At 75.3% G+C, this 23,604-nt stretch carries 22 protein-coding genes; 9 read left to right on the forward strand and 13 right to left on the reverse strand.

Features of this window, described 5'->3' with window-relative positions; translation table 11 throughout:
- Positions 1–47 precede the first annotated feature (47 nt).
- On the forward strand, positions 48–1,088 hold the full coding sequence (locus ACVMYR_RS23695; protein WP_457122780.1) for a LacI family DNA-binding transcriptional regulator: 1,041 nt from the start codon (positions 48–50) through the stop codon (positions 1,086–1,088).
- Positions 1,089–1,131: 43 nt separating this feature from the next.
- On the opposite strand, the gene ACVMYR_RS23700 is transcribed toward ACVMYR_RS23695, so the two are convergent.
- Entirely contained in the window at positions 1,132–2,556 is a 1,425-nt protein-coding gene (locus tag ACVMYR_RS23700; protein ID WP_457122781.1) for a short-chain fatty acyl-CoA regulator family protein, read from the reverse strand.
- Positions 2,557–2,753: 197 nt separating this feature from the next.
- On the opposite strand from ACVMYR_RS23700, the gene aceA reads away from it, so the two are divergent.
- On the forward strand, positions 2,754–4,025 hold the full coding sequence (gene aceA / locus ACVMYR_RS23705; protein ID WP_077939716.1) for an isocitrate lyase: 1,272 nt from the start codon (positions 2,754–2,756) through the stop codon (positions 4,023–4,025).
- Positions 4,022–5,632: a malate synthase A gene (gene aceB / locus ACVMYR_RS23710; protein WP_091281266.1), complete on the forward strand. Its 1,611-nt coding sequence runs from the start codon at positions 4,022–4,024 to the stop codon at positions 5,630–5,632. The genes aceA and aceB overlap by 4 nt, the downstream gene beginning before the upstream one ends.
- Before the next feature lie 48 nt (positions 5,633–5,680).
- On the opposite strand, the gene ACVMYR_RS23715 is transcribed toward aceB, so the two are convergent.
- The 9 genes from ACVMYR_RS23715 to pcaH form a co-directional block, all read right to left on the reverse strand.
- Complete coding sequence (locus ACVMYR_RS23715; RefSeq protein WP_077939718.1) at positions 5,681–6,463, reverse strand: IclR family transcriptional regulator; 783 nt, start codon at positions 6,461–6,463, stop codon at positions 5,681–5,683.
- A 141-nt stretch (positions 6,464–6,604) separates the two neighbouring features.
- Positions 6,605–7,786, reverse strand: a complete 1,182-nt coding sequence (locus ACVMYR_RS23720) for a thiolase family protein (protein WP_396788609.1) — start codon at positions 7,784–7,786, stop codon at positions 6,605–6,607.
- Positions 7,783–8,553, reverse strand: a complete 771-nt coding sequence (locus tag ACVMYR_RS23725) for a CoA-transferase subunit beta (RefSeq protein ID WP_077939720.1) — start codon at positions 8,551–8,553, stop codon at positions 7,783–7,785. Before ACVMYR_RS23725 ends, ACVMYR_RS23720 begins: the two co-directional genes overlap by 4 nt.
- A complete protein-coding gene (locus ACVMYR_RS23730; protein ID WP_457122782.1) occupies positions 8,550–9,368 on the reverse strand; it encodes a CoA transferase subunit A in 819 nt (272 codons plus the stop codon). Before ACVMYR_RS23730 ends, ACVMYR_RS23725 begins: the two co-directional genes overlap by 4 nt.
- Before the next feature lie 124 nt (positions 9,369–9,492).
- Positions 9,493–9,909, reverse strand: coding sequence for a 4-carboxymuconolactone decarboxylase (gene pcaC / locus ACVMYR_RS23735; RefSeq protein ID WP_431895673.1), 417 nt, complete (start codon positions 9,907–9,909; stop codon positions 9,493–9,495).
- A complete protein-coding gene (pcaD, locus tag ACVMYR_RS23740) occupies positions 9,899–10,681 on the reverse strand; it encodes a 3-oxoadipate enol-lactonase (RefSeq protein ID WP_431895675.1) in 783 nt (260 codons plus the stop codon). Before pcaD ends, pcaC begins: the two co-directional genes overlap by 11 nt.
- Positions 10,678–12,045, reverse strand: a complete 1,368-nt coding sequence (gene pcaB, locus ACVMYR_RS23745) for a 3-carboxy-cis,cis-muconate cycloisomerase (RefSeq protein WP_457122783.1) — start codon at positions 12,043–12,045, stop codon at positions 10,678–10,680. The genes pcaD and pcaB overlap by 4 nt, the downstream gene beginning before the upstream one ends.
- Positions 12,020–12,592 carry a protocatechuate 3,4-dioxygenase subunit alpha gene (gene pcaG, locus ACVMYR_RS23750; protein ID WP_043968424.1) on the reverse strand — a complete coding sequence of 191 codons (573 nt, stop codon included), beginning with the start codon at positions 12,590–12,592 and terminating at the stop codon, positions 12,020–12,022. The genes pcaB and pcaG overlap by 26 nt, the downstream gene beginning before the upstream one ends.
- Complete coding sequence (pcaH, locus tag ACVMYR_RS23755; RefSeq protein WP_077939726.1) at positions 12,585–13,316, reverse strand: protocatechuate 3,4-dioxygenase subunit beta; 732 nt, start codon at positions 13,314–13,316, stop codon at positions 12,585–12,587. The genes pcaG and pcaH overlap by 8 nt, the downstream gene beginning before the upstream one ends.
- A gap of 119 nt (positions 13,317–13,435) precedes the next feature.
- On the opposite strand from pcaH, the gene ACVMYR_RS23760 reads away from it, so the two are divergent.
- Together ACVMYR_RS23760 and ACVMYR_RS23765 are read left to right on the forward strand one after the other, a co-directional pair.
- Complete coding sequence (locus ACVMYR_RS23760; RefSeq protein ID WP_457122784.1) at positions 13,436–14,989, forward strand: gamma-glutamyltransferase; 1,554 nt, start codon at positions 13,436–13,438, stop codon at positions 14,987–14,989.
- A 61-nt stretch (positions 14,990–15,050) separates the two neighbouring features.
- Positions 15,051–16,070, forward strand: coding sequence for a phosphotriesterase family protein (locus tag ACVMYR_RS23765; RefSeq protein ID WP_091281299.1), 1,020 nt, complete (start codon positions 15,051–15,053; stop codon positions 16,068–16,070).
- Positions 16,071–16,100: 30 nt separating this feature from the next.
- Here the strand turns inward: ACVMYR_RS23765 and ACVMYR_RS23770 are convergent, their stop codons facing one another.
- Together ACVMYR_RS23770 and ACVMYR_RS23775 are read right to left on the reverse strand one after the other, a co-directional pair.
- On the reverse strand, positions 16,101–17,357 hold the full coding sequence (locus ACVMYR_RS23770; RefSeq protein WP_457122785.1) for an MFS transporter: 1,257 nt from the start codon (positions 17,355–17,357) through the stop codon (positions 16,101–16,103).
- The gene (locus ACVMYR_RS23775) at positions 17,354–17,854 is read right to left on the reverse strand and encodes a RidA family protein (RefSeq protein WP_077939729.1); all 501 of its coding nucleotides are present in this window, start codon (positions 17,852–17,854) and stop codon (positions 17,354–17,356) included. Before ACVMYR_RS23775 ends, ACVMYR_RS23770 begins: the two co-directional genes overlap by 4 nt.
- A gap of 64 nt (positions 17,855–17,918) precedes the next feature.
- Here ACVMYR_RS23775 and ACVMYR_RS23780 point away from each other — a divergent pair, with 64 nt between their 5' ends.
- Positions 17,919–18,422 (forward strand): RidA family protein, encoded by a 504-nt coding sequence (locus tag ACVMYR_RS23780; RefSeq protein WP_077939730.1) that lies wholly within the window; start codon positions 17,919–17,921, stop codon positions 18,420–18,422.
- 58 nt (positions 18,423–18,480) lie between these two features.
- Here the strand turns inward: ACVMYR_RS23780 and ACVMYR_RS23785 are convergent, their stop codons facing one another.
- The gene (locus ACVMYR_RS23785; RefSeq protein ID WP_457122858.1) at positions 18,481–19,242 is read right to left on the reverse strand and encodes a sulfite exporter TauE/SafE family protein; all 762 of its coding nucleotides are present in this window, start codon (positions 19,240–19,242) and stop codon (positions 18,481–18,483) included.
- A 158-nt stretch (positions 19,243–19,400) separates the two neighbouring features.
- Between ACVMYR_RS23785 and ACVMYR_RS23790 the strand changes: the two genes are divergently transcribed.
- From ACVMYR_RS23790 to ACVMYR_RS23800, 3 genes are all read left to right on the forward strand, one after another.
- The gene (locus ACVMYR_RS23790) at positions 19,401–21,128 is read left to right on the forward strand and encodes a gamma-glutamyltransferase family protein (protein WP_457122786.1); all 1,728 of its coding nucleotides are present in this window, start codon (positions 19,401–19,403) and stop codon (positions 21,126–21,128) included.
- A gap of 33 nt (positions 21,129–21,161) precedes the next feature.
- Positions 21,162–22,517 carry an amidohydrolase gene (locus tag ACVMYR_RS23795; protein WP_457122787.1) on the forward strand — a complete coding sequence of 452 codons (1,356 nt, stop codon included), beginning with the start codon at positions 21,162–21,164 and terminating at the stop codon, positions 22,515–22,517.
- Between the two features lie 211 nt (positions 22,518–22,728).
- Positions 22,729–23,604, forward strand: coding sequence for an ABC transporter permease (locus tag ACVMYR_RS23800; RefSeq protein ID WP_144082784.1), 876 nt, complete (start codon positions 22,729–22,731; stop codon positions 23,602–23,604).

Genomic DNA, 23,604 nt, shown 5'->3' on the forward strand with positions numbered 1-23,604 from the left:
GTCACGGCCACCGTCCCGCCCCGGGCGGCCGCCGTAGACTCTGCCCCGTGATCGAGGACGGCCCGCGGCGGCATCCCCGCAAGCCCCGGCGCGGTGACCTGCCCATCGCCACGATCGCCGAGCTCGCCGGGGTGTCCCCGCCCACGGTGTCCAAGGTGCTCAACGGCCGCGGCGGCGTCGGCGAACAGACCCGGCGACGGGTGGAGGCGCTGCTGCGCGACCACGGCTACCGCCGGCGGCAGGCCGCCGGGGCCACCCCCTGCGTCGAGGTGGTCTTCCACCAGATGCTGCCCTCGATCGCGATGGAGATCCTGCGGGGGGTCCAGCAGGTCGCCGGCGCGCGGGACTGCACGGTCGGCTTCACCGACGTCCACCGCCGGGTCCTGTTGGGACAGTCCTGGGTGGAGCCGATGCTGCGGCGACAGCCGACCGCCGTCATCACGGTCCTCTCCCAGGTCACCGCCGAGCACAGCGCGCAGTTCGCCGCCAGCGGCGTGCCGCTGGTCGCCGTCGACCCGATCGGTGACCTGTTCCCCACGCCCGCCGTCGGGGCCAACAACTGGAGCGGTGCCCTCGCCGGCACGCGGCACCTGCTCGACCTGGGCCATCGCCGGATCGGAGTGCTCACCGGCCCGGTCAAGGACCTGTCCGCCCGGGCCCGGCTGGACGGCTTCCGTGCCGCGCTGGACTACGCCGGGATCCCGTTCGACGACGGTCTCGAACGACGCGGAGTGTTCACCTTCGACAGCGGCCGGGAACTCGCGGCCGAGCTGCTGTCGCGGCCCGCGCCGCCCACCGCCGTCGTGTGCGGCAACGACCTGCAGGCGCTGGGCGTCTACGCGGCGGCGCGCGAGGCCGACCTGCGGATCCCCGACGACCTCAGCGTCGTGGGCTTCGACGACATCGACCAGGCGGCCTGGCTGGCGCCGCCGCTGACCACGGTGCGGCAGCCCTTCGGCGAGATCGGGGCCACCGCCGCCCGGCTCGCGCTGTCCATGGCCGACGGCCACGCCCCGGCCCAGGAGCGGTACGAGCTCAACACCGCTCTCGTCGTGCGCGGCAGCACCGCGCCGCCCCGGGCCGGCTGAGCGGGGCAGGGCCGCTGCGGGTCCGGCATCCCGCCGGGCGGGGTCAGCCCTTCAGCGGATACGGGATGAAGGTGCTGCGGTTCTCGTCCAGGTCGAGCCGGCCCGTGATCGGCGCGGCGGCGCGCTGCGGGCAGGTCATCCGCTCGCAGGTCTTGCAGCCGGGGCCGATCGACGTGGTCGCGTCGGCCGCGTACAGGTCGATCCCGGCGGAGTAGACCAGCCGCTCGGCGTGCCGGGTCTCGCAGCCGAGCCCGATCGCGTAGACCTTCCCCGGCTGGTTGTAGCCGCCGTGGTGCCGGGTGATGGTGCGGGCGATCCACAGGTAGCGCTGCCCGTCGGGCATCGCGGCGACCTGCACGACGACCCGGCCGGGCGAGCTGAACGCCTCGTAGACGTTCCACAGTGGGCAGGTGCCGCCGGTCAGCGAGAACGGGAAGCCGGTGGCGGACTGCCGCTTGGACAGGTTGCCGGCCCGGTCGACCCGGACGAACGAGAACGGCACCCCCCGCGCGCGGGGCCGCTGCAGGGTGCTGAGCCGGTGGCAGACCGTCTCCCACCCCATCGCGAAGTGCTGGGTGAGCAGGTCGATGTCGTAGCGGCGCTGCTCCGCCGCCTCGAGGAAGCGCTCGTAGGGCAGGATCAGCGCGGCGGCGAAGTAGTTCGCCAGGCCGACCCGGGTGAGGATCTGCGTCTGCACGTCGTCGAAGCGTTCCTCCTCCACGATCTCGTCGATCACGTCGGCGAACTCCAGCAGCGCGATCTGCGCCGCCATCCGCATCGCCTCCTGCCCGGCCCGCAGCGACGTAGACAGGTGCAGGGTGCGCGTCTGCGGCCGGTAGCGGTGCAGCTCGTCGCCGAGCAGGGTGGCGTCGTCGCGGCGCACCTGCACGCCGTGCCGCTCGGCGAGCCGGTCCTGCAACGCGGAGCGCACCTCGCCGCGGCGCAGCCCGATGGTCGCCGCCAGCCGCTCCGCCGCCTCGTCGAGGTCCGGCACGTAGTTCTGCCGCCGGTAGAAGAACTCGGTCACCCGGTCGTGCGGGCTGCGCCCGATCGTCTCCCGGTCGCCGAGCAGCTCGGCGAGCTGCTCGTCGGCCTGCCGGTAGCGCCGGTGCAGGTCGAGGACGGCCTCGGCGACCTCGGGCAGCCGGGTGGCCAGCTCGGTGAGGTCGGCGACGCTCGGCCGCCCCGGGAGCGCCTCGCGCAGCCCGGCGACCAGCCGCGGCGTGTCGCGCGGGGCGAACACCGTCGGGTCGACGCCGAAGACCTCGGTTATCCGCATCAGCACCGGCACGGTCAGCGGGCGCGCGTCGTGCTCGATCTGGTTGAGATAGCTGGGGGAGATGTTGAGCAGGCGGGCCAGGTGCGACTGGCTCAGCGCGCGGTCCTCGCGCATCCGGCGCAGCCGGGCGCCCGCGAAAGTCTTGCTGATCGCCCTCACCTCCTCGTCGGTCTTTCGGCAGCCCAGCACCGTTGGCAGGCTGCAAATATAACCCTTCGCAACTTCGCAAGACGGGGCGCGAACTTCTCAGAACTTGGCTTCTTCCGTCCCTCGACCGCACCGCCGACGCCGTGTGACCGTTGGCGACACGCCGGACGGGCACCGCGGTCACGCCGCTGGGCGGCACGACGGAGCGCCGGCGTCACGACAGCCGAGGAGACGACATCATGCAGAACGCCGTGGAGAAGTTGCGGACCGAGTGGGAGACCGACCCCCGCTGGCAGGGGGTGCGCCGCGGCTACCGCGCCGAGGACGTGGTGCGCCTGCGCGGGGCGATCCAGGAGGAGCACACCCTGGCCCGGCACGGGGCGCAGCGGCTGTGGCGGCTGCTGCACAGCGAGGACTACGTCCACGCCCTGGGCGCGCTCACCGGCAACCAGGCCGTGCAGATGGTCCGGGCCGGGCTGAAGGCGATCTACCTCTCCGGCTGGCAGGTGGCCGCCGACGCCAACCTCGCCGGGCACACCTACCCCGACCAGAGCCTCTACCCCGCCAACTCGGTGCCCGCCGTGGTGCGCCGGATCAACAACGCCCTGCTGCGCGCCGCCCAGATCACCACCGCCGAGGGCGACGAGAACGGGACCGACTGGCTGGCCCCGATCGTCGCCGACGCCGAGGCCGGCTTCGGCGGGCCGCTCAACGCGTACGAGCTGATGACCGCCATGATCGCGGCCGGCGCGGCGGGCGTGCACTGGGAGGACCAGCTCGCCGCCGAGAAGAAGTGCGGCCACCTCGGCGGCAAGGTGCTCGTCCCGACCGGGGCGCACATCCGCACCCTGGAGGCGGCGCGGCTCGCCGCCGACGTCGCCGGGGTGCCGTCGGTCATCATCGCCCGCACCGACGCGCAGGCCGCCACGCTGCTGACCACCGACGTCGACGAGCGGGACCGGCCCTTCGTCACCGGCGAGCGCACCGCCGAGGGCTTCTACCGGGTGCGCAACGGCGTCGAGCCGTGCATCGCCCGGGGCCTGGCCTACGCCCCGCACGCCGACCTGCTCTGGATGGAGACCTCCACCCCCGACCTGGAGATCGCCCGGCGCTTCGCCGAGGCGATCAAGGCGGAGCACCCGGACCAGCTCCTCGCCTACAACTGCTCGCCGTCGTTCAACTGGCGCAAGCACCTCGACGACGCCACCATCGCCAAGTTCCAGCGGGAACTCGGCCACATGGGCTACAAGTTCCAGTTCATCACCCTGGCCGGCTTCCACGCCCTCAACTACTCGATGTTCGACCTGGCCCGCGGCTACGCCGCCGACGGCATGCCCGCCTACGTGTCGCTGCAGGAGCGGGAGTTCGCCGCCGAGCCGGCCGGCTACACCGCCGTCAAGCACCAGCGCGAGGTCGGCACCGGCTACTTCGACCTGATCAGCACCGTGCTCAACCCGGCCGCCGAGACCACCGCCCTGCGCGGTTCCACCGAGGAGGAGCAGTTCGCATGAGATACGAGATCATCGGCCCGATGGCCGACCGGTTCGACGAGGTCCTCACCCCGGCGGCGCTGGAGTTCCTGGTCGAGCTGGACAGCGAGTTCGCCGCCCGCCGGGTGGCCCTGCTGGACACCCGGCGGGCCCGCCGGGACCGGTACGCCACCGGTCAGCTTCCCGACTTCCTCCCCGAGACCGCCGCGATCCGCGCCGACCCGACCTGGCGGGTGGCCCCGCCCGCGCCCGGCCTGCTCGACCGGCGGGTCGAGATCACCGGCCCGCCCGACCGCAAGATGACCGTCAACGCGCTCAACTCCGGGGCGCGGGTGTGGCTCGCCGACTTCGAGGACGCCACTTCGCCGACCTGGCACAACGTGGTCTCCGGTCAGCTCAACCTCATCGACGCCCTGGACCGGCGGATCGACTTCACCGACGCGCGCGGCAAGCGCTACGCCCTCGGCGACGAGCTGGCCACGATCGTCGTGCGGCCCCGCGGCTGGCACCTCGTGGAGAAGGGCATCGTGGTGGACGGGCGGCCCATCTCGGCCAGCCTGGTCGACTTCGGGCTCTACCTGTTCCACTGCGCGCGGCGGCAGCTCGACGCGGGCGCCGGACCCTACTTCTACCTGCCGAAGCTGGAGAGCCACCACGAGGCGCGGCTGTGGAACGACGTCTTCGTCTTCGCCCAGCAGCGCCTGGGCCTGCCGCGCGGCACCATCCGGGCCACCACCCTCATCGAGACGATCACCGCCGCCTTCGAGATGGAGGAGATCCTCTACGAGCTGCGCGAGCACTCGGCGGGCCTGAACGCCGGCCGGTGGGACTACATCTTCAGCGTGATCAGGAACTTCGGGCAGTGGTCGGACTTCGTCCTGCCCGACCGGGCCGAGGTCACCATGACGGTGCCGTTCATGCGGGCGTACACCGAGCTGCTGGTGGCGACCTGCCACCGGCGCGGCGCGCACGCCATTGGCGGGATGGCCGCGTTCGTCCCCAGCCGGGACCCGCAGGTCAACGAGGTGGCCCTGGGTCGGGTGCGGGCGGACAAGCGGCGCGAGGCCGGCGACGGCTTCGACGGCTCGTGGGTCGCCCACCCGGGGCTGGTCGCCACCTGCCGGGAGGAGTTCGACGCGGTGCTGGGCGAGCGCCCGCACCAGCTCGACCGGCTGCGGGACGACGTCAGCGTCGCCGCCGCCGACCTGCTCGCCGTCGACAAGACCCCCGGCCAGGTCACCGCCGCGGGGGTGCGCGCCAACATCGCGGTCGCGCTGCGCTACATCGACGCGTGGCTCGGCGGCGCCGGGGCGGTCGCCCTGTGGAACCTGATGGAGGACGCGGCGACCGCCGAGATCGCCCGCTGCCAGGTGTGGCAGTGGCTGCACCACGGCACCCCGCTGGCCGACGGCGGCTGCGTGACCGACGAGCTGGTGCGCACGATCCTCGCGCAGGAGCTGGCCGACCTGGTGACGGGTCGCGGGGCCGCCGACCGGGAGCGCGCCGAGCGGGCCGCCCGCGTCGTCGAGGACACCGCGTTCGGCGAGGACCTGCCGGCGTTCTTCACCACCGGCGCGTACGCCCGGCACCTCGGCCCGGGCCGCCGGCTCGCGGCGTCGGCGCGCTGAGGCGGCGCATCGGCCGCCGACGCGGTGGCGGTCCGGACCGGTGCCGGTTCACCGGCCCGGACCGGCCGCCAGGTCCTCCTCGACGCGCTTCGCGGTGGCCAGCAGGGGCGGCAGCAGCTCCGTGCGGATCGTCTCGGACGAGCCGCGGCTGGCGTGCGCGGAGACGTTGATCGCGGCGACCACCGACCCGTCCTCCCCGTGGATCGGCGCGGCCAGCGAACGCAGCCCCTCCTCCAGCTCCTGGTCCACGATCGCGTAGCCCTGTGCGGCGATCGTGGTCAGGGCGGCGCGCAGCCGGGCCGGGTCGGTGACGGTGTGCCGGGTCAACGGCCGTAGCCGCGCCGTGGCGAGGTAGTCGTCCAGCCAGTCGGCGGGCTGCGCGGCGAGCAGCACCCGGCCCATCGACGTCGCGTACGCGGGGAAGCGGCTGCCGACGCTGATCCCCACCGTCATGATGCGTCTGGTGGCGACGCGGGCGACGTAGACCACCTCGTCGCCGTCGAGGACAGACACCGAGCACGACTCGCGCACCTGCGCGGCCAGCGCCTCCAGGTGCGGCCGGGCGACCTCCGGCAGGCCCAGGCCCGACAGGTAGGCGTAGCCGAGGTCGAGCACGCGCGGGCGCAGCGAGAACAGCCGCCCGTCGGTGTGCACGTAGCCCAGCTCGACCAGGGTGAGCAGGAAGCGCCGGGCGGCGGCCCGGGTCAGCCCGGTGGCCCGTGCCACCTCGCTGAGGGTGAGCCGGGGGTGCTCGGCGTCGAACGCGCGGATCACGGCCAGGCCGCGCTCCAGCGACTGGACGAACTCGCCGGATCGCGCCGCGTCGGTCACTCGGTCTCCTGCCGCAGGGTCGCCCGGGGCGGCCTGGCGCACCCGTCACCGTCGGTGGCCAGCGTAGCCGCGCCGCCCGGGGTGGCCGGCACCGGTGCCCCGCGGGTCGCGCGGTGTCGGCGCCCGGGACCGGTCGTCCCGTCACGCCTCCAGGACGACGGCCAGGCCCTGGCCCACCCCGATGCAGATGGCGGCGAGCCCCCGGCCCCCGCCGCGGCGGTGCAGCTGCCAGGCCAGTGACCCGAGGATGCGGGACCCGGAGGAGCCGAGCGGATGGCCGAGGGCGATGGCGCCGCCCTGGGGGTTGACGATCGCCGGGTCGAGGTCGGGCCAGTGGGCCAGGCAGGCCAGGGACTGCGCGGCGAACGCCTCGTTGAGCTCGACCACGTCGAGGTCGGCCCAGCCGAGGCCGGCGCGGCGCAGCGCCTCCTCGGCGGCGGCCACCGGGCCGATGCCGAACAGGTGGGGCTCGATCCCGGTGACGGCCCGGGAGACGATCCGGGCCAGCGGCGCGCGCCCGATCTCCCGCGCGCCGGCGGCGTCGGCGATCAGCAGGACGCTCGCCCCGTCGTTCAGCGGCGACGAGTTGCCGGCGGTGACCGTGCCGGCGGGCCGGAAGACCGGCTTGAGCCGGCCCAGCGCCTCGGCGGTGGTGGTCGGCCGGATGCTCTCGTCCCGGTCGACGTCGGTGCCGGGCACCGGGACGACCTCGTCGGCGTACGCGCCGTCGCGCCAGGCCCGGTCGGCCCGCTGGTGGCTGCCCAGCGCGAACTCGTCCTGCCGCTCGCGGGTGATCCCGTGGCGTTCGGCGAGGATCTCCGCGCCCTCGCCCAGCGCCACCGTCCACTGTGCCGGCATCGCCGGGTTGACCATCCGCCAGCCCAGCGTGGTGGAGTGCAGCGTCTCGTGCCCCCGGGGGTAGGCCCCCTCGGGCTTGGGCAGCACCCACGGCGCGCGGCTCATCGACTCCACCCCGCCGGCGAGGCAGATCGACGCGTCGCCGAGGGCGACGGCCCGGGACGCGCCGATGACGGCCTCCAGGCCGGAGCCGCAGAGCCGGTTGACGGTCGCCCCGGGCACCGACGGCGGCAGGCCGGCCAGCAGGACGGCCATCCGGGCCACGTCCCGGTTGTCCTCACCGGCGCCGTTGGCGTCGCCGAGGAGCACGTCGTCGATGCGCGCCGGGTCGAGCCCGGGGCTGCGGGCGACGACCTCCCGCACCACGTGCGCGGCGAGGTCGTCGGGGCGTACGCCGGCCAGGCCGCCGCCGTGGCGGCCGATGGGGGTGCGGACGGCGTCGAGCACGTACACGTCGCGGGTCATGGCGTCGCCTTCAGCGTGGCCTGCAGGGCCCGCAGCGCGGCGAGCTCGTCGGGGGTGGGGGGCTCGTTGGTGGTCAGCCCGTCGGCGACGGCGAGCGGCCAGCCGGTGGCCGCCCGGGCCTGCTCGACGGTGACGCCGGGGTGCAGCCGGGTGAGGGTCAGCTCGCCGGTGGCCGGGTCGGGTTCGAGGACGCCGAGGTCGGTGATCACCGTCCGGGGGCCGCCGCCGCGCAGCCCGAGCCGGGCCCGGTCGCCCGGCCCCGTGCCGTAGCCGACGGAGGTGACGAAGTCGACGCGCCCGGTGAACGTGCGCCGGCTCTGCCGGACGATGACGACCACCTCGCCGCAGGACGCGGCGATCTCCGGGGCGCCGCCGGCGCCGGGCAGGCGGACCGCCGGGTCGGCGTAGGAGCCGCCGATGACGGTGGTGTTGATGTTGCCGTGGCGGTCGAGCTGGGCCGCCCCGAGGAAGCCGACGTCGATGCGGCCGGGCTGGAGCCAGTAGTTGAACACCTCCGGCACGGAGACGACCGCGTCGGCGGTGTCGGCGAGGATGCCGTCGCCGATGGACAACGGCAGCCGGTCGGGCTTCGCGCCGAGGCAGCCCGACTCGTAGACCAGCACGAGGCCGGGGGCGTGGGTGACGCGGGCCAGGTTCGCCGCAGTGCTGGGCAGGCCGATCCCGACGAAGCAGACGGTGCCGTCGCGCAGCTGCCGGGCGGCGGCGACCGTCATCATCTCGTCGGCCGACCAGTCCGCCGCGCTCACGCCGGCACCTCCGTCGTCAGCACGTGCCGGGCGATCCAGGCCCGGAAGGTGTCGCGGTCCCGGCTGATCGCGTCCCAGTCGCGGTAGAAGTCGTTGTCGCGCACCGAATAGCCCTGCGTGTACGACGGGTGCGCGCCGCCGGGGACCCGGGCCACCGCCGTGATCGCCCACCCGGGCAGGACGACCTGCCCCGGCACCGGCGTCAGCTCGTCGACGAACTCCTCGACGGTGACCAGGGACCGGAGCGCGGCGAGCACGGCCTCCTTCTGCACGCCGGTGATGCCCCACATCTGCACGTTGCCGGCCCGGTCGGCGCGCTGGGCGTGCACCACGGTCACGTCGGGCCGCAGCGCGGGCAGCGCGGTCAGCGTCTCGCCGGTGAACGGGCAGTCGACGGTGCGGATGGTGGCGGTGTGGCGGGGCAGGTCGGTGCCGGTGTAGCCGCGCAGCACGGCGAACGGCAGGCCGGAGGCGCCCGCGACGTAGCGGTTGGCCATCCCCGCGTGGCTGTGTTCCTCCAGCTCCAGGGGCGCCGGCCAGGAGTGCTGCACGGCGTCGCGGAAGCGGTGCAGCGAGCCCACACCGGGGTTGCCGCCCCAGGAGAAGACGAGGCGGCTGGCGCAGCCGGCCCCGATGAGCTGGTCGTAGATGACGTCCGGGGTCATCCGCACCAGGGTCAGGCCGCGCCGCCCCTGCCGGATGATCTCGTGACCGGCGGCGAACGGGATGAGGTGGGTGAACCCCTCCAGGGCCACCACGTCCCCGTCGTGCACCAGCTCGGCGATCCCGTCGGCCAGCGAGACGATCTTCGCCATCGCCCTCCCGCCTCCTGTGCTGTCGTCGTCCGCGCTGTCGTGTTCGCTATGCGGACGGGTGTACTCATGTCGAACGTAGTGCCCGGCGGCGGAGGCCGTCAACGGCGACGGCGTGCCGCGTCGGTCACTCGTCCTCCTGCCGCAACGCCCGCCGGGCCACGGCGAACGCCCGGTTCGCCGCCGGCACCCCGGCGTAGACGCCGACCTGGAGCAGGACCTCGCTGATCTCCTGCGGGGTGAGGCCGTTGCGCAGGGCGGCGCGGACGTGCATGGCCAGTTCCTCGTCGTGGTGCAGGGTGGCGAGGACCGCGAGGGTGATCACGCTGCGGGTGCGCCGGTCCAGCCCGGGGCGCGACCAGATCTCGCCCCAGGCGTAGCGGGTGATCAGGTCCTGGAAGTCGGCGGTGAACGGGTCGGTGGCGGCGACGGCCCGGTCGACGTGGGCGTCGCCGAGGACCTGCCGGCGGACCGCCATGCCGGCGGCGTGCCGGTCGCGCTCGGGCGGGGGACCGGATGGCCCGGGTGCCGGTTCAGGCGTCACGGTGTGTCTCCTCGGCGAGGTGGTCGCGCAGCAGGCGGCCGACCTGCCCGGGCTGCTGCACGTTGGCCAGGTGCGCGGCGTCGGCGACGACCGCCAGCCGGGCCCCGGGGATCCGTTCGGCGATCAGCCGGGCGTGCGGCACGGGGGTGGCCTGGTCGTCGGCCCCGGCGACGACCAGGGTGGGCGCCCGGATGCCGGTCAGGTCGTCGCGCAGGTCCATCGTGGAGATCGCCGCGCAGCACGCGGCGTACCCGTCGGCCGGCGTCGAGGTCAGCATGGCCCGCCAGGCGGCGACCGCCTCCGGCCGGGCGGCGGCGAAGCCGGGCGTGAACCAGCGGGCCACCACGGCGTCGGCCACGGCCGGCAGGCCGCCGGCGCGCACGGCCGCCGCCCGGTCGTGCCACATCCGCGCCGGGCCCAGGGCCGCCGACGTGCACAGCAGCGCGAGCCGGCCGACCCGCTCGGGCGCGTGGGCGGCCAGCCACATGCCGACCATCCCGCCGAGGGAGAGCCCGGCGTAGTGCACGCGCCGGGCGTCGAGGTCGTCGAGCAGGCGCAGCACCTCCCGGCCGAGCAGTTCGATGGTGTACGGGCCCGGCGGTACCGCCGAGCGGCCGTGGCCGAGGTGGTCGTACCGGACCACCCGGAAGTGGGCGGTGAGCTCGGCCAGCTGTGGTTCCCACATGGCGGCGGTGGTGCCCAGCGAGCTGCCGAGCACGAGGACCGGCGCGTCGGGCGGGCCGTCGACGGTGGCGTGCAGGCGGGACGTCACGAGGGCCCGGCCCGGTGCGCGCGGTGGTCGGCCAGCGCCCGGTCGACGAGGAGCCCGGCGGAGCCGAGCCAGCCGTACGGGTCGAGCGCCTCGTCGATCTCGCGCGGACCCAGGTGCGCGCGGACCTCGGGGGCGGCCAGCAGCGCGGCGCGGAAGTCGGGCCCGGCCGCGGCCCGCGCGACGACGTCGTGCGCCGCGCCCCGGCCCAGGGCGGGCGTCAGCCGCGCGGCCACCGCCTCGGCCAGCACGAGGCCGCCGGTGGCGTCGAGGTTGGCCTGCATCCGGCGCGCGTCGACCCGCAGCCCGCCCAGCATCCGGGCGGTGCGGGCGGCCGCGCCGCCGGCCAGGTGCAGCAGGTCGAGCAGTGGCTCCCACTCGGCGTGCCAGGCTCCGGCGGCCCGCTCGTGCTCCTGCACGGCGGCGGCGTACAGGGTGGCGACCAGGCCGGGCCCGCGCCGCGCCGCCGCGCCGACGAGGACCGAGTCGACCGGGTTGCGCTTGTGCGGCATCGCCGACGAGCCGCCCCGGCCCGGCCCGGCGCCCGTGGCCGCGTCGCCCTCGGCCGCCTCGCCGACCTCGACCTGGGCGAGCAGCCCGACGTCGAGCGCGGTCTTGCCGGTGGCGGCGAGCAGCCCGCCGAGCGCGGCGGCGAGGTCGAGCAGCGGCTGGCGGCGGGTGTGCCAGGGCAGCGGGCTCGCGGCGAGGCCGAGGCGGGCGGCGAAGCGGGCGGCGACCGCCGGCCCGGCCGGGCCGAGCGCGGCGAGCGTGCCGACCGCGCCGCCGAGCTGCGCCGGCAGCGCCGCGCGGACCGCGTCGAGCCGGGTCCGGGCCTCGGCCAGGCCGACCAGCCAACCGGCGGCCTTCAGGCCGAACGTGGTCGGCGCGGCCTGCTGGCCGAGGGTGCGGGCGAGCATGACCGTGTCGCGGTGGGCGGCGGCCAGCCGGGCCGCGGCGTCGGCGGCCCGGTCCAGGTGGGCCAGCAGCGGCCCGGCCGCCCGCGCCGCGACCAGCATCAGCGCGGTGTCGAGGACGTCCTGGCTGGTCGCCCCGAGGTGCACCCAGGCGCGGGCCGGCTCGGGCAGGGCCGCGGTGAGCTGCCGCACGAGCGGCACCACCGGGTTGCCGGCGTCCTCGGCGGCCCGGCCGAGGGCCGCCGGGTCGAACAGGTCGGCCCGGCAGCACGCCCCGATCGCCTCGGCCGCCGCCCGGGGCAGCACCCCGCAGTCGGCCCCGGCGGCCGCGAGCGCGGCCTCGGCGTCCAGCAGCGCCCGCAGCAGCGCCCGGTCGGTGAGCTGCGCGTCGACCCCGGGGTCGCCGGACAGGCCCGAGAGCAGGCCGTCAGACGGCGAAGAAGACGGTCTCATCGTCACCCTGGAGCCGGATGTCGAAGCGCACCCCGTCGGCGGATTCCCGGCCGACGAGGGTGCCCCGCCGGTCGGCGTCGACACCGCGCAGGACGGGGTCGGCGGCGTTGGCCGCCGGCTCGTCGGGGAAGTAGAGCCGGGTCACGACCCGGTGCAGCAGCCCGCGCCCGAACACCGACAGGTTCAGGTGCGGCGCCTCGGTCCCGCCGTCCGGTGCCGGCAGGGCCCCGGGCCGCACGGTCAGCAGCGCGTACCACCCCTGGTCGTCGGTCTCGCTGCGCCCGAACCCCCGGAAGCCGGCCACCGACGACGCCCGCGCGCCGCGCGGGTCGTCGGGGTGGTCGAACCGGCCGTCCGGGTCGGCCTGCCAGCTCTCGACCAGGGCGTCCACGACCGGCGCTCCCGCGCCGTCGGTGATCCGGCCGCGCACCCAGAAGGAGCCCGGGGTGCCGGGCGGGACCACGTGCGGGCCGTCGGGCCAGCGCAGGCCGATGCTCAGGTACGGCCCGACGGTCTGGGCCGGGGTCACGCCGTGGCGCTCACTCATCGTCGTCCTCGTCCTCGAAGGGCGTGCTCTCCCGGCCCCGCAGCACGATGTCGAACTCGTACGCCAGGGCCCACTCCGGGCGGGTCGTCGCGTGGTCGTAGCGGGCGACCAGCCGCTGGCGCGCCGCCGGGTCGGGGATCGAGTTGAGCACCGGGTCCTGGAAGAAGAGCGGGTCGCCGGGGAAGTACATCTGCGTCACCAGGCGCTGGGTGAACGCCCGGCCGAACAGCGAGAAGTGGATGTGCGCGGGCCGCCACGCGTTGTCGTGGTTGCGCCAGGGGTACGCGCCCGGCTGCACCGTGACGAACCGGTAGCGCCCCCGCTCGTCGGTGCAAACCCGGCCCACGCCGTCGAAGTGGGGGTCCAGCGGCGCAGCCCAGTTGTCCACCGCGTGCCGGTAGCGGCCGGCGGCGTTGGCCTGCCAGATCTCCACCAGGGTGTGCGGCACGGGCCGCCCGTCGCCGTCGTGGACCCGGCCGTGCACGATGATCCGCTGGCCGAGCGGCTCGCCGTCGTGCTGCCGGGTCAGGTCGTGGTCGAGCGGGCCGAGCCGGCCCTCGCCGAGCAGCGGCCCGGTGACCTCCGTGAGCCGCTGCGGCAGGTACACCAGCGGTCGGCTCGGCGCGCGGAGCACCGTCGACCGGTAGCCGGGGCTGAGCAGGGGCGGGTGGGCGTCGACGTCGTCACGCCGGTACGTCGGCAGCGTGCTGACGGGGTGGTCCATGGGGCGACTCCCTCGCGGGTTGGATCCACGCATGCTACTTTTGGATCCCTTGATTGGAAAGTGGGGGCCCGCGTGAGCAGACTCGACGACGTACCGCACGACGCTGCCACCGTCGCGGCGTGGCGCAGGTCGGGGTCATGACCGTCGCCCTCGCCGCCCCGCACCACGAGGCCGTCCGCGCCGGCGAGCGCGCCGTCGCCGCCGGCGGCAACGCCCTCGACGCGGCCCTCGCCGCCGCCTGCGCGCTCACCGTGGTCTACCCGCATCAGTGCGCCCTCGGCGGTGACCTCATCGCGGTGGTCCGCTCGCCCGAGGGGGAGACGACGGCGGTGGTGGCGGCGGGCACCGCGCCGCGCGGGATCGACCGGCCGGCGGCGGGGTGGCGGACCATGCCGGGGCAGGGCGCGCACTCCGTCACCGTCCCCGGCGTCGTCGCGGGCTGGCGGGAGCTGGCCCGGCTCGGCGCGCTGCTCCCGCTCGCCACGCCGCTGCGGGAGGCGGCGGCCGTCGCCGAGGCCGGCACCCGGGTCAGCGCGGGGCTCGAACGCGCCCTCGACAGCCGCCGCGACACCGTGCTGGCCGACCCGGGGCTGCGGTCGGTGTTCGCGCCCGACGGGCGGCCGCTGCGGCAGGGGGCGACGCTGCGCCAGCCGGCGCTCGCGGCCACGCTGCGCCGGCTCGCCGCCGACCCGCGTGACCTGTACGAGGGGGAGACGGCGCGGGCCATCGTACGGCTGCTGGGATCCCTGGGCGGTGCCCATACGCTCGCCGACTTCGCCGGCTACCGGCCGCAGACGGGGCCGGCGGTGACCCGGGAGATCGCGGGCCGCACCTGGTCGGTCGCGCCGCCCCCGTCCGTCGGGGCGGTCCTGCTCGGTGTCGCGGGCGCGGTGGCCGACGGCGGCGGCGAGCCGGATCCGGCGCGCCTGCTCGACGCCAGCCTGGCCGGGGTCGCCGCCCGGGCCGGGTTCCTCGGCGACCCCCGCACGGGCGGGGCCGACCTGGCGGCCCTGCTGCGGCTCGACGCCCCTGCGGCCGCCGCCGGCCCGGCCGAGCCGCCCGCCCGCGGTGACACGGTCGCGGTGGTGGCCAGCGACGACGCCGGCTGGAGCGTCTCGCTCGTGCAGAGCGTCTACCAGACCTTCGGCGCGGGCCTGCTCGAACCGGAGACCGGCGTCGTGCTGCACAACCGGGGCGCGGCGTTCAGCCTCGACCCCGCGTCACCGGCGCGGCTCGTGCCCGGGGCCCGGCCCCCGCACACGCTCTGCCCGGTCATCGTCCACTCCGCCGAGGCCACGGTCGTCGCGGGCTGCCAGGGCGGCCGCGCCCAGCCGTGGATCCTGGCCCAGCTGGTCCCCGCGACGACGGACCTGGCCCGCCCGCTCGACGAGGTGCTGGCCCGGCCGCGCTGGGTGGTCGGCGACGTCGACCTGGGCCACGCCGACCTGACCCTGGTGGCCGAGCCGGGCGTGGACGACCGGGTGGTCGACGCGGCGCGGGCCGCCGGCCTGCCCGTCGCCTGGTTCCCGGGCCGGGCCGACGCCGCCGGCCACGTCCAGGTCGTGCGCAGCCGCGCCGGGCGCGACGGCGCGGCGTTGCAGGCCGCCAGTGACCCCCGCGCCGACGGCGCGGCCGTGGTGGTCCGGGCCCCGGGCCCCCACCACCGAGCCTGAGCCCTGCCCGAGTCCGGGTCGCAGTCCGAGCCACCGTCCGAGTCCGACCAGAAGGAGCACCATGCCGATCCACACCGTCCTCGGGCCGATCGCGCCGGAGCAGCTCGGGCCGACGTCCATGCACGAGCACCTGCTGAGCGATCTGCGCATCTGGTCGAAGCCGCCCCGGGAGCTGCCGCCCGTGGGCGTGCCGATGGGCCCGCAGCTCGCGTCGTACCTGCGATGGAACGCGCTGTCGCTGGAGGAGAACCTGATCCTGCACGACCCCGACGTCGCCGCCGAGGAGCTCGCCCACGTGCGGGCGGCCGGCGGATCGGCCGTCGTGGAGCTCACCCTGGAGGGGATGGGCCGGCGCGTCGGGGACCTGCCGGAGATCGCGCGCCGCGCCGGGGTGCACGTCTGCGTCGGCTCGGGCTTCTACGTGGAGGAGACGATGCCGGCGCACGTGCGGGCGGCGGGCGTCGACGAGCTCACCGAGCTGCTCGTGGCGCAGCTGACCGACGGCATCGGCGACACCGGCATCAGGCCCGCCCTGCTCGGCGAGATCGGCACGAGCTGGCCGATCACCGACGCCGAGTGGCGGATGGTGCGCGCCGCCGGCCGGGCCGGCGCCCGCACCGGCGCGGCCGTCTACATGCACCTGTCCTTCCGGGGCGCGGGCGGCGTACCGGTGCTGGCGGCGCTGCTGGAGGAGGGGATGCCGGCGGACCGCGTGGTCATCGGCCACCTCGACGAGCGGTGGGACCGCGGCTACCACCGCGAGATCGCCCAGGCGGGCGCCGTGCTCGCCTACGACACGTTCGGCTCGGACTTCTACTACGGCACGCCGGCCCTGCGCAATCCCACCGACGCGGAGCGGCTCGACATGGTCGGGTGGCTGTTGAGCGAGGGGTTCGGCGGGCAGCTCGTGGTCGGCGCGGACGTCTGGACGCAGGCGAACCTCCGCCGCAACGGCGGCAACGGCTACGACCATCTCTTCCGCCGGATCGGCCCGGCGATCGCCGACCTCGCCGGGGGCGACCCCACCGTCGTCGACACGATCCTCGTCGGCAACCCCCGCCGCCTGCTCGACCGCCCCTGACCACTGCCGGGCGGGGCCCGGGCCGCGTCGTCAGCCGACGGCCGGCCCAGGCACCCCGTCGGCCGGGTCGGGTGCCGCGCCGGGCCGGCCAGGTGCCGCGCCGGGCCGGTCGGGCGGGGCTTCGCGGGCGAAGGCCGCGACGACGACCAGCGCCGCCACCTGCAGCGCCGCGACGAGGAGGAACGCCCAGCCCGTCGAGGCGGCGGCGATGACGAGCCCGCCGACGAGCGCGCCGCCGGCGTTGCCGAGGCCGGTGAAGCTGGAGAACAGGCCGAGGCCGAGGGCCTGGTTCGCGCCGTCCAGGCCCCGGGCGGCGAGCATCGTCAGCGACGGGTACAGCGGCGAGAACCCGATGCCGATCAGGACCTGGGCCGCCGCGGCCACCCAGAAGTTCGGCGCCAGGCCCATGGTGACCAGGCCGGCCGCGAGCGCGCACAGCGAGACCGCGGTCGCGCGGACCGGGCCGATCCGGTCCGGCAGGCCCGCCAGGGCGATCCGCGCCCCGATCACGCTGATCGAGAAGACCGCGAACACGGAGGCCGCGCCCGTGACGCCGCCGGCCGGCACGCCCCGGGCCTGGAGGTGGACGAGGAGGAAGCCGAGCATCAGCCCCTCGCCGCACCAGGCCGCGGCGGCGACGACGCCCGGCACCCAGACCGCGCGGAAGGAGCCCCGGACCGCGCCCGCGCCCCGGCTGTGGGGGGCCGCCGGTGGCCGCGCCGGCCGGGGCAGCCAGGCGACGAGTACGACGGTGGCCACCTCCAGGACGGCGCACAGCGCGAACACGCCGGCGGGCCCGACCGCCTGGTTCACGGCCACGCCGACCTGCGGGCCGACGGCGAGCCCGAGCCACACGCTCAGCCCGAAGACGCTCAACGCCCGGCCGCGTTGCCCGGTGGGCGCCAGCGCGACCAGCCAGGCCATGACGAGCGTCATCGCGGCGGCGTTGCCGAGGCCGAACAGCAGCCGGGCCGGGCCGGCGCCCCACAGGGAGGGCACCGCCGCCAGCAGGAGCATCCCGAGTGCCGCCGTGCCGCCGCCGGCCAACGCCACCGTCCGGTAGCCGCGTCGGTCGCCGAGCATCCCGGCCACGGGCATGGCGACCATCGAGGCGACCGCGCTGAGCGAGATGAGCACGCCGGACAGGGACGCGTCGCCGCCGAGCATGCGTTCGACGTAGCCGGGGATGATCGGGGTGCTGGCGGAGTTGGTCATCGCGCCCAGGGTCGAGGCGGCGAAGAGGAGCCAGAAGGGTACGGTCCGGGTGACGTCGCGGGGCGACGTCATGACGCCGTCGGTTCCGGCGCGCACTCCAGGCTGAGCCACAGCTCGAAGCAGTTGCGCCGGGACAGCGCGGTCGCGCCGATCGACGCCCGCCCCACGCTGCCGACCTCGTCGCCGAACACCTCGACGAAGAGGTCAGTCGCGCCGTTGGAGACCTCGTGCAGCGGCTCGAACCCGGGTGGGCAGGCCACGAAGCACAGGGCGCGGGACAGGCTCACCACGTTGTCGAGCGAGCCGAGCGCGAGCCGGATCATCCCGAGCGTGTGGACCGCGGTCAGCCGGGCCGCCTGGTAGCCCTGCGCGACGGTGACGTCGACCCCGACCACCCCGGGGTGCAGCCGCTCGCCGGCCCGGTTCTCGGGCGTGAGCCCGCTGAGTTCGAGCAGGTCGCCGATGCGGTGGAACGGCTTCAGCCGGCCGTAGCGCCGCCCGTACGGTGGGTCGGCGTAGTCGGGGATCTCCAGGCCGAGTTCCCGGACTCTCTGCTCCGCACTGGCCACAGACTCTCCCGCTTTGTATCCGAAGATGGTTAGAGTGGATCCACTTTAACCGGAGGAGGCTGGCATGACGACCCCGACCCCTGAGCAGCGCGTGGCCGAGCTGGGCCTGGTGATCCCCGACTACGCCGACCCGCCCTACGGCGAGCGGTACGGCGCGATGAAGCCGTTCCACCGGTCGGGCCGCACCCTCACCCTCGGCGGCATGACCCCGGAGGACCGGCAGGGCAACAAGGTGTTCCCGGGTCGGGTCGGCGCGACCGTCACGCCGGAGCAGGGCTACGAGGCGGCCCGCTACACCGCCGTCAACGTGCTCGGGCTGATCCGTTTCGCCGTCGGCTCCCTCGACGAGGTCACCTCCTTCGTGCGCACCCTCTGCCTGGTCGTGACGACCCCGGAGTTCAGCGACGTCAACCTGGTCGCCAACGGCGCGGGCGACCTCTTCGTGGAGGTCTTCGGCGACCGGGTCGGGCGGGCCACCTCGGCGAGCGTCGGCGTGCTGAGCCTGTCGGGCGGCAACGTCTTCGAGATCCTCACCGTCGTCGAGACCCGCGGCGCGGCCGACTCCTGACCCGCCCGCCCGGGTGGGCGCGCGGCCGGCGACGGTCGCCCGCCCCGGCCGCGCGGGGTCAGAACGCCCGGACCAGCAGCACGCCGCCGACGACCGCGCCGAAGGCGATGATGACCGCGCGCAGCAGGGCGGGCGGCAGCCGTCGGGCGAGCCGGGCGCCGAGGAAGCCGCCGAGCATGGTCGCCGGCACCAGCACCCCGGTGGCGGCCCAGTTGACCGGCCCGAACACGCCGTAGACCAGGATGGTCACCACGCCCACCGTCGCCGAGAGGACGTTCTTCAGCGCGCTGACCCGGCGCAGCGAGTCGTCGAGGACGAGCGCCAGGCCGGCGATGAGCAGCAGGCCGAGTGCTGCGTTGAAGTAGCCGCCGTACAGCCCGCAGCCGAAGACGGCCAGGTGCAGGGCCGCGTCGGCCCGGCGGGGGGAGTGGGCCCGGGGCTGCCCGGCGATCGCGCGCACCCGGCCCTGGAACGCCAGCAGCGCGGTGGCGCCGAGCACCAGGAACGGCACCACGACGTCGAAGACCGCGCGGGGCGTGACCAGCAGCAGCACGGTGCCGCAGAGCGCGCCGAGGACGGCCGTCGGCACCGCGCGGCGGATCCGCTGGGCCTGCCCGGCCAGGTCGGCGCGGCTGCCGAGGACGCTGGCGCCGTAGCCGGGTGCGACGGAGAGGGCGTTGGTCACGTTCGCCGACACTGGCGGCAGGCCGATGCCCAGCAGCGCCGGGAAGGTGATCAGCGATCCGCCGCCGGCGACGGCGTTGACGATCCCGCCGGCCAGGCCGGCGAGCAGCAGGAGGGCGGCCTGGGACGGGGTCACGATTGGCACTCGCGCATTGGATCCAATGTCATGTAGCATGGATACATCACTCGGGCGCGGAAGGCCACCCCGGCCTCCGGCGCCGGGCCCGCCCCCGCCGGGTCCCGCCGGCCCGCCCTGTCCGGACGGCACAGGCGCCGCTGACGAAGAGGAGCCCGATGGGCCACGAGAGCGCTCCGGCTTGGCACGTACCCCACCCGACCGTCCTGGGCACCCGGCATGCCGTCTCATCCGGGCACTACCTCGCCAGCTCCGCCGCCCTGGCGATCCTCGACGCCGGCGGCAACGCCGTCGACGCCGGCTGCTGCGCCGGCATGGCGCTGGCCGTCCTGCACGCCGACGAGGTCAACTTCGCGGGCGTGGCCCCGATCATGATCCGGATGGCCGACGGGACGACCGTCAGCATCGACGGTCTCGGCGTGTGGCCCGCGGGGATCCCGGCCGACCTCTTCCAGCGCGAGCACGGCGGCGCGATCCCGCGCGGCCTGCTGCGCACCGTCGTGCCGGCGGCCCCCGACGCCTGGATCACGGCGCTGCGCGACTACGGCACGATGAGCTTCGGCCAGGTCGCCGAGGCCGCCATCCGGCTCGCCCGCGACGGGTTCGCGGCCTTCCCGCTGCTGGTCGAGGGGATCACCGCGCGGCAGCGCGGCTACCGCAACTGGCCGGCGAACGAGGCCATCTACCTGCCCGAGGGCCGGCCGCCCCGGGTCGGCGAGCGGTTCGTCCAGACCGATCTCGCCCGCAGCATCCAGCTCATGGCCGATGCCGAGGCGGCCACCACCGGCGGCCGGTTGGCGGGCCTGGAGGCCGCCCGGGCGGTCTTCTACGAGGGCGAGCTGGCCGAGCGGATGGTCGCGTACCACCGGGAGAACGGCGGCTATCTCACGGCGCGCGACCTCGCCGACTTCCGCTGCCGTTACGAGCCGGTCCTGACCACCCGCTGGCGCGACTTCGACGTGCTGACCTGCGGCGCCTGGTGCCAGGGCCCGACGCTGGCCCAGACGCTGCAGATCCTTGAGGCGTACGGCCTGCAGGACCTGGAGCACAACTCGCCCGGGTACGTGCACCTGGTCGTCGAGGCGCTCAAGGGCGTCTTCAGCGACCGCGAGCACCTCTACGGCGACCCGGCGTTCGTCGACGTCGACGTCGAGCGGCTGCTGTCGACCGCACACGCGGCGGCCCGCGCGGCCGGCATCGACGCCGACCGGGCCCACCCGGGCCTGCCCGACCTCCTCTTCGGCACGCCGCAGCCGCTGCCCGAGCCCAAGGACTACGACGAGCTGCCGGTCGTCGGCGAGGGCGCGACCTCGTACGTCTGCGTGGTCGACGCCTGGGGCAACGCGTTCTCGGCGACGCCGTCGGACGGCGCCTCCACCTCACCGGTGATCCCCGGCACCGGGTTCGTGCCGTCGCTGCGCGGCATGCAGTCGCGGCCCGACCCGGCGCACCCGTCGGGCGTCGCCCCGGGCAAGCGGCCCCGGCTCACCCCGAACCCGGCGATCGTGGTGCGCGACGACGGTTCGGTCATGCCGTTCGGCTGCCCCGGCGGCGACATGCAGGTGCAGGCGATGGTGCAGGTCTTCCTCAACGCCTTCCACTTCGGGATGCCGTTGCAGGAGGCCGTGAACGCGCCGCGCTTCTCCACCTGGAGCTTCCCCAACTCGTTCGCCCCCTTCGACTACCTGCCGTCCCGGCTGTTCCTGGAGGGCCGGTTCCCCGCCGGGACCCTCGAGGCGCTGCGCGCCAGGGGGCACGACGTGCGGTCCTGGCCGGCGTTCACCCGGGACGCGGCGGCCGTGGAGGCGATCTACCGCAACGCCCGCACCGGCTTCCTGGAGGCGGCGGCCGACCCGCGCCAGCCGGCAGCGGCGTACGTGTCCTGACCGCCCTTCGAGCAGCTCCGTGAGGAGATCGTGGTGAGCGTTGAACCCCCGTACGTGGTCGCCGGGCGGATCCACACGATGGACCCGGCGCGCCCGCTGGCCGAGGCGATGGCGGTGGACGGCGACCGGATCGCCGCCGTGGGCACCCGGGCCGAAGTGCTCGCCGCCTGCCCCGCCGGGGCCCGCGTCGAGGAGCTGGGCGGCGCGACGATCACCCCCGGCCTCATCGACACCCACCTGCACATGCAGCGCGGCGGCCTCAAGATCATCCATGACCTCGGCGACGCCACCCACGATCTCGACCTGGTGATCGCGACCATGCGGGAGAAGGGCTTCGCGGCCGGGTGGGGACCGCAGCCACCGACCCCCGCCGACCGGGCCGCCGCCCTGCGGCTGGTGCAGCCGCTGATGCACCAGCTCGGCTTCACCGGGATCATCGACCCCGCGGCGACCCCCGAGGAGCTGCGCGGCTACCAGGAGAGCCGGCGGCGGGGCGAGCTGACCATGCGGGTGGTGGCCATGCCGTACCCCGAGGTGGGCGGGTTCGCCGACCCGGACGTCGACGGGGCGATCGGGTGGCTGCGGGGCCTGGGCCTGCGCACCGGCGACGGCGACGACCTGCTGCGCGTCGGCGGCATCAAGGTCTACTTCGACGGTGAGGCGATGAAGGGCGAGGCGCTGCGGCGCACGCCGTGGCCGCACAGCGGCTCCACCGGGCGGCAGCGCCTGCCCACCGCGCAGTTCCAGCGGCTGGTGGACTTCTGCGCCACCGAGGGCTGGTCGGTCGGGGTGCACGCGGTCGGCGGCGCCGCGATCGCCGCGGTGCTCGACTGCTTCGCCGAGGCCGACCGCAAGCACCCCATCGCCGGCCGGCAGTGGCAGGTGATCCACGGCTACCTGGAGGTCGAGCCGGAGTCGATGGCCCTCGCCGCCCGCCTCGGCGTCGTCCTGGCCGCCCAGCCGTCGATCCCGCTGCGCAACGCCGCCGGCCTCGTCGCGCAGCTCGGCGCGGGGGCGGAACGGATGAACCCGCTGCGGTCCTGGCTCGACGCGGGGGTCCCGGTGGTGCTCGGCTCCGACGGCCCGTTCTTCCCGTTCGACCCCCGCGAGCTGATCTGGTCGGCGGTCACCCGGCGGGTCCGGGGCCGGGCGGAGCCGCTCGCCCCGCAGGAGGCGATCACCGTGGCGGAGGCGCTGGCCGCGTACACCGCGACGGCCGCCGTGGCGGCCTTCGGCGGCGACCGGCGGGGCCGCCTCGCGCCCGGCCGGCTGGCCGACTGGGTCGCCTTCGACCGGGACCCGTTGGGCGTGCCGCCCGACGAGCTGCCGACCCTGCGGGTGCTGCGCACGGTGGTCGGCGGCCGGACGGTCCACCGGGCGCCGGCATGAGCGCCGGGGCCCGCCACCGGCCGTCGACGGGACGGGTCGCGGTTGTTTACACATCGGCAACACACGTGGGACGCTACGGGATCCATAAAGCAATACCGTGGATCCAATGCAGTTCGTTTCGGTGGAAGGGAAACCGGATGACTCATCGGCCGCAACCCCAGCTCGCAGCGTACGTCGGGGCAGCGCAGGCGGCGAAGCGGAGCGCGCCAAGATGACCATGGAACAGGCTCTCGCCGCGCCGGCCACCACCCGACGGCGCAGGCCCATGGCGGACGGCGCCGCCGCCGAGCGGCGCTGGCTGCTGTGGCCGCCACTGGTGTTCTTCCTCCTCACCGTCGCCGGGCCCGTCGTCGCGCTGGTCCAGCAGGCGCTCTCCGGCGAGGGCAACGCCTTCGCCGAGTCCCTGCGGATGGAGGTCTTCGTCGACTCCGTGTGGCGCACCCTGCTGCTCGCGGCGGTGGTGACCGTGGCGACGGTCGTCGTCGGCACCTGCTACGCGTTCGCCATCGCGGTCGGGCCGGTGTGGGTCAAGGCGCTGCTCATGGGCGGCCTGCTGATCTCCCTCTGGACGTCGGTCATGGTGCGCACGATCGGCTGGATGCTCCTCGAACTCCCGACCGGCGCGCTCTTCTGGGTGCTGGAGCTGCTGCACCTGCGCAGCGAGCCGATCGACTTCTACCAGAGCACCGCGGCGATGTACCCGGCGATGATCGCCGTGATGCTGCCGTTCGCCGTGCTGCCGGTGCTGGCGTCCGTCATCGGCTTCGACCGCGAGCAGCTCAAGGCCGCCACCGTCTTCGGCGCGGGGCCGCTGCTCACCCTCGGCGCGGTCGTGCTGCCGGCGATCCGCCAGGCCATGATCAGCGGCGGCGTCCTGGTGTTCGTGATGAGCCTGGGCTTCTACGTGACCCCGCTGCTGCTCGGCGGGCCCGCCAACATGACCATGTCTGGCATCATCAACGCCCAGCTCAACACCGCCAACCGCGCCGACGTCGGCGCGGCGATGAGCCTGCTGCTGGTCGGCGGCACGGTGGCCATCTACCTGGTCGCCGACCGGCTGTTCAAGGTCAGCGAGAGGTGGGGCTGA

Source organism: Micromonospora sp. PTRAS2 (genome assembly GCF_054052245.1).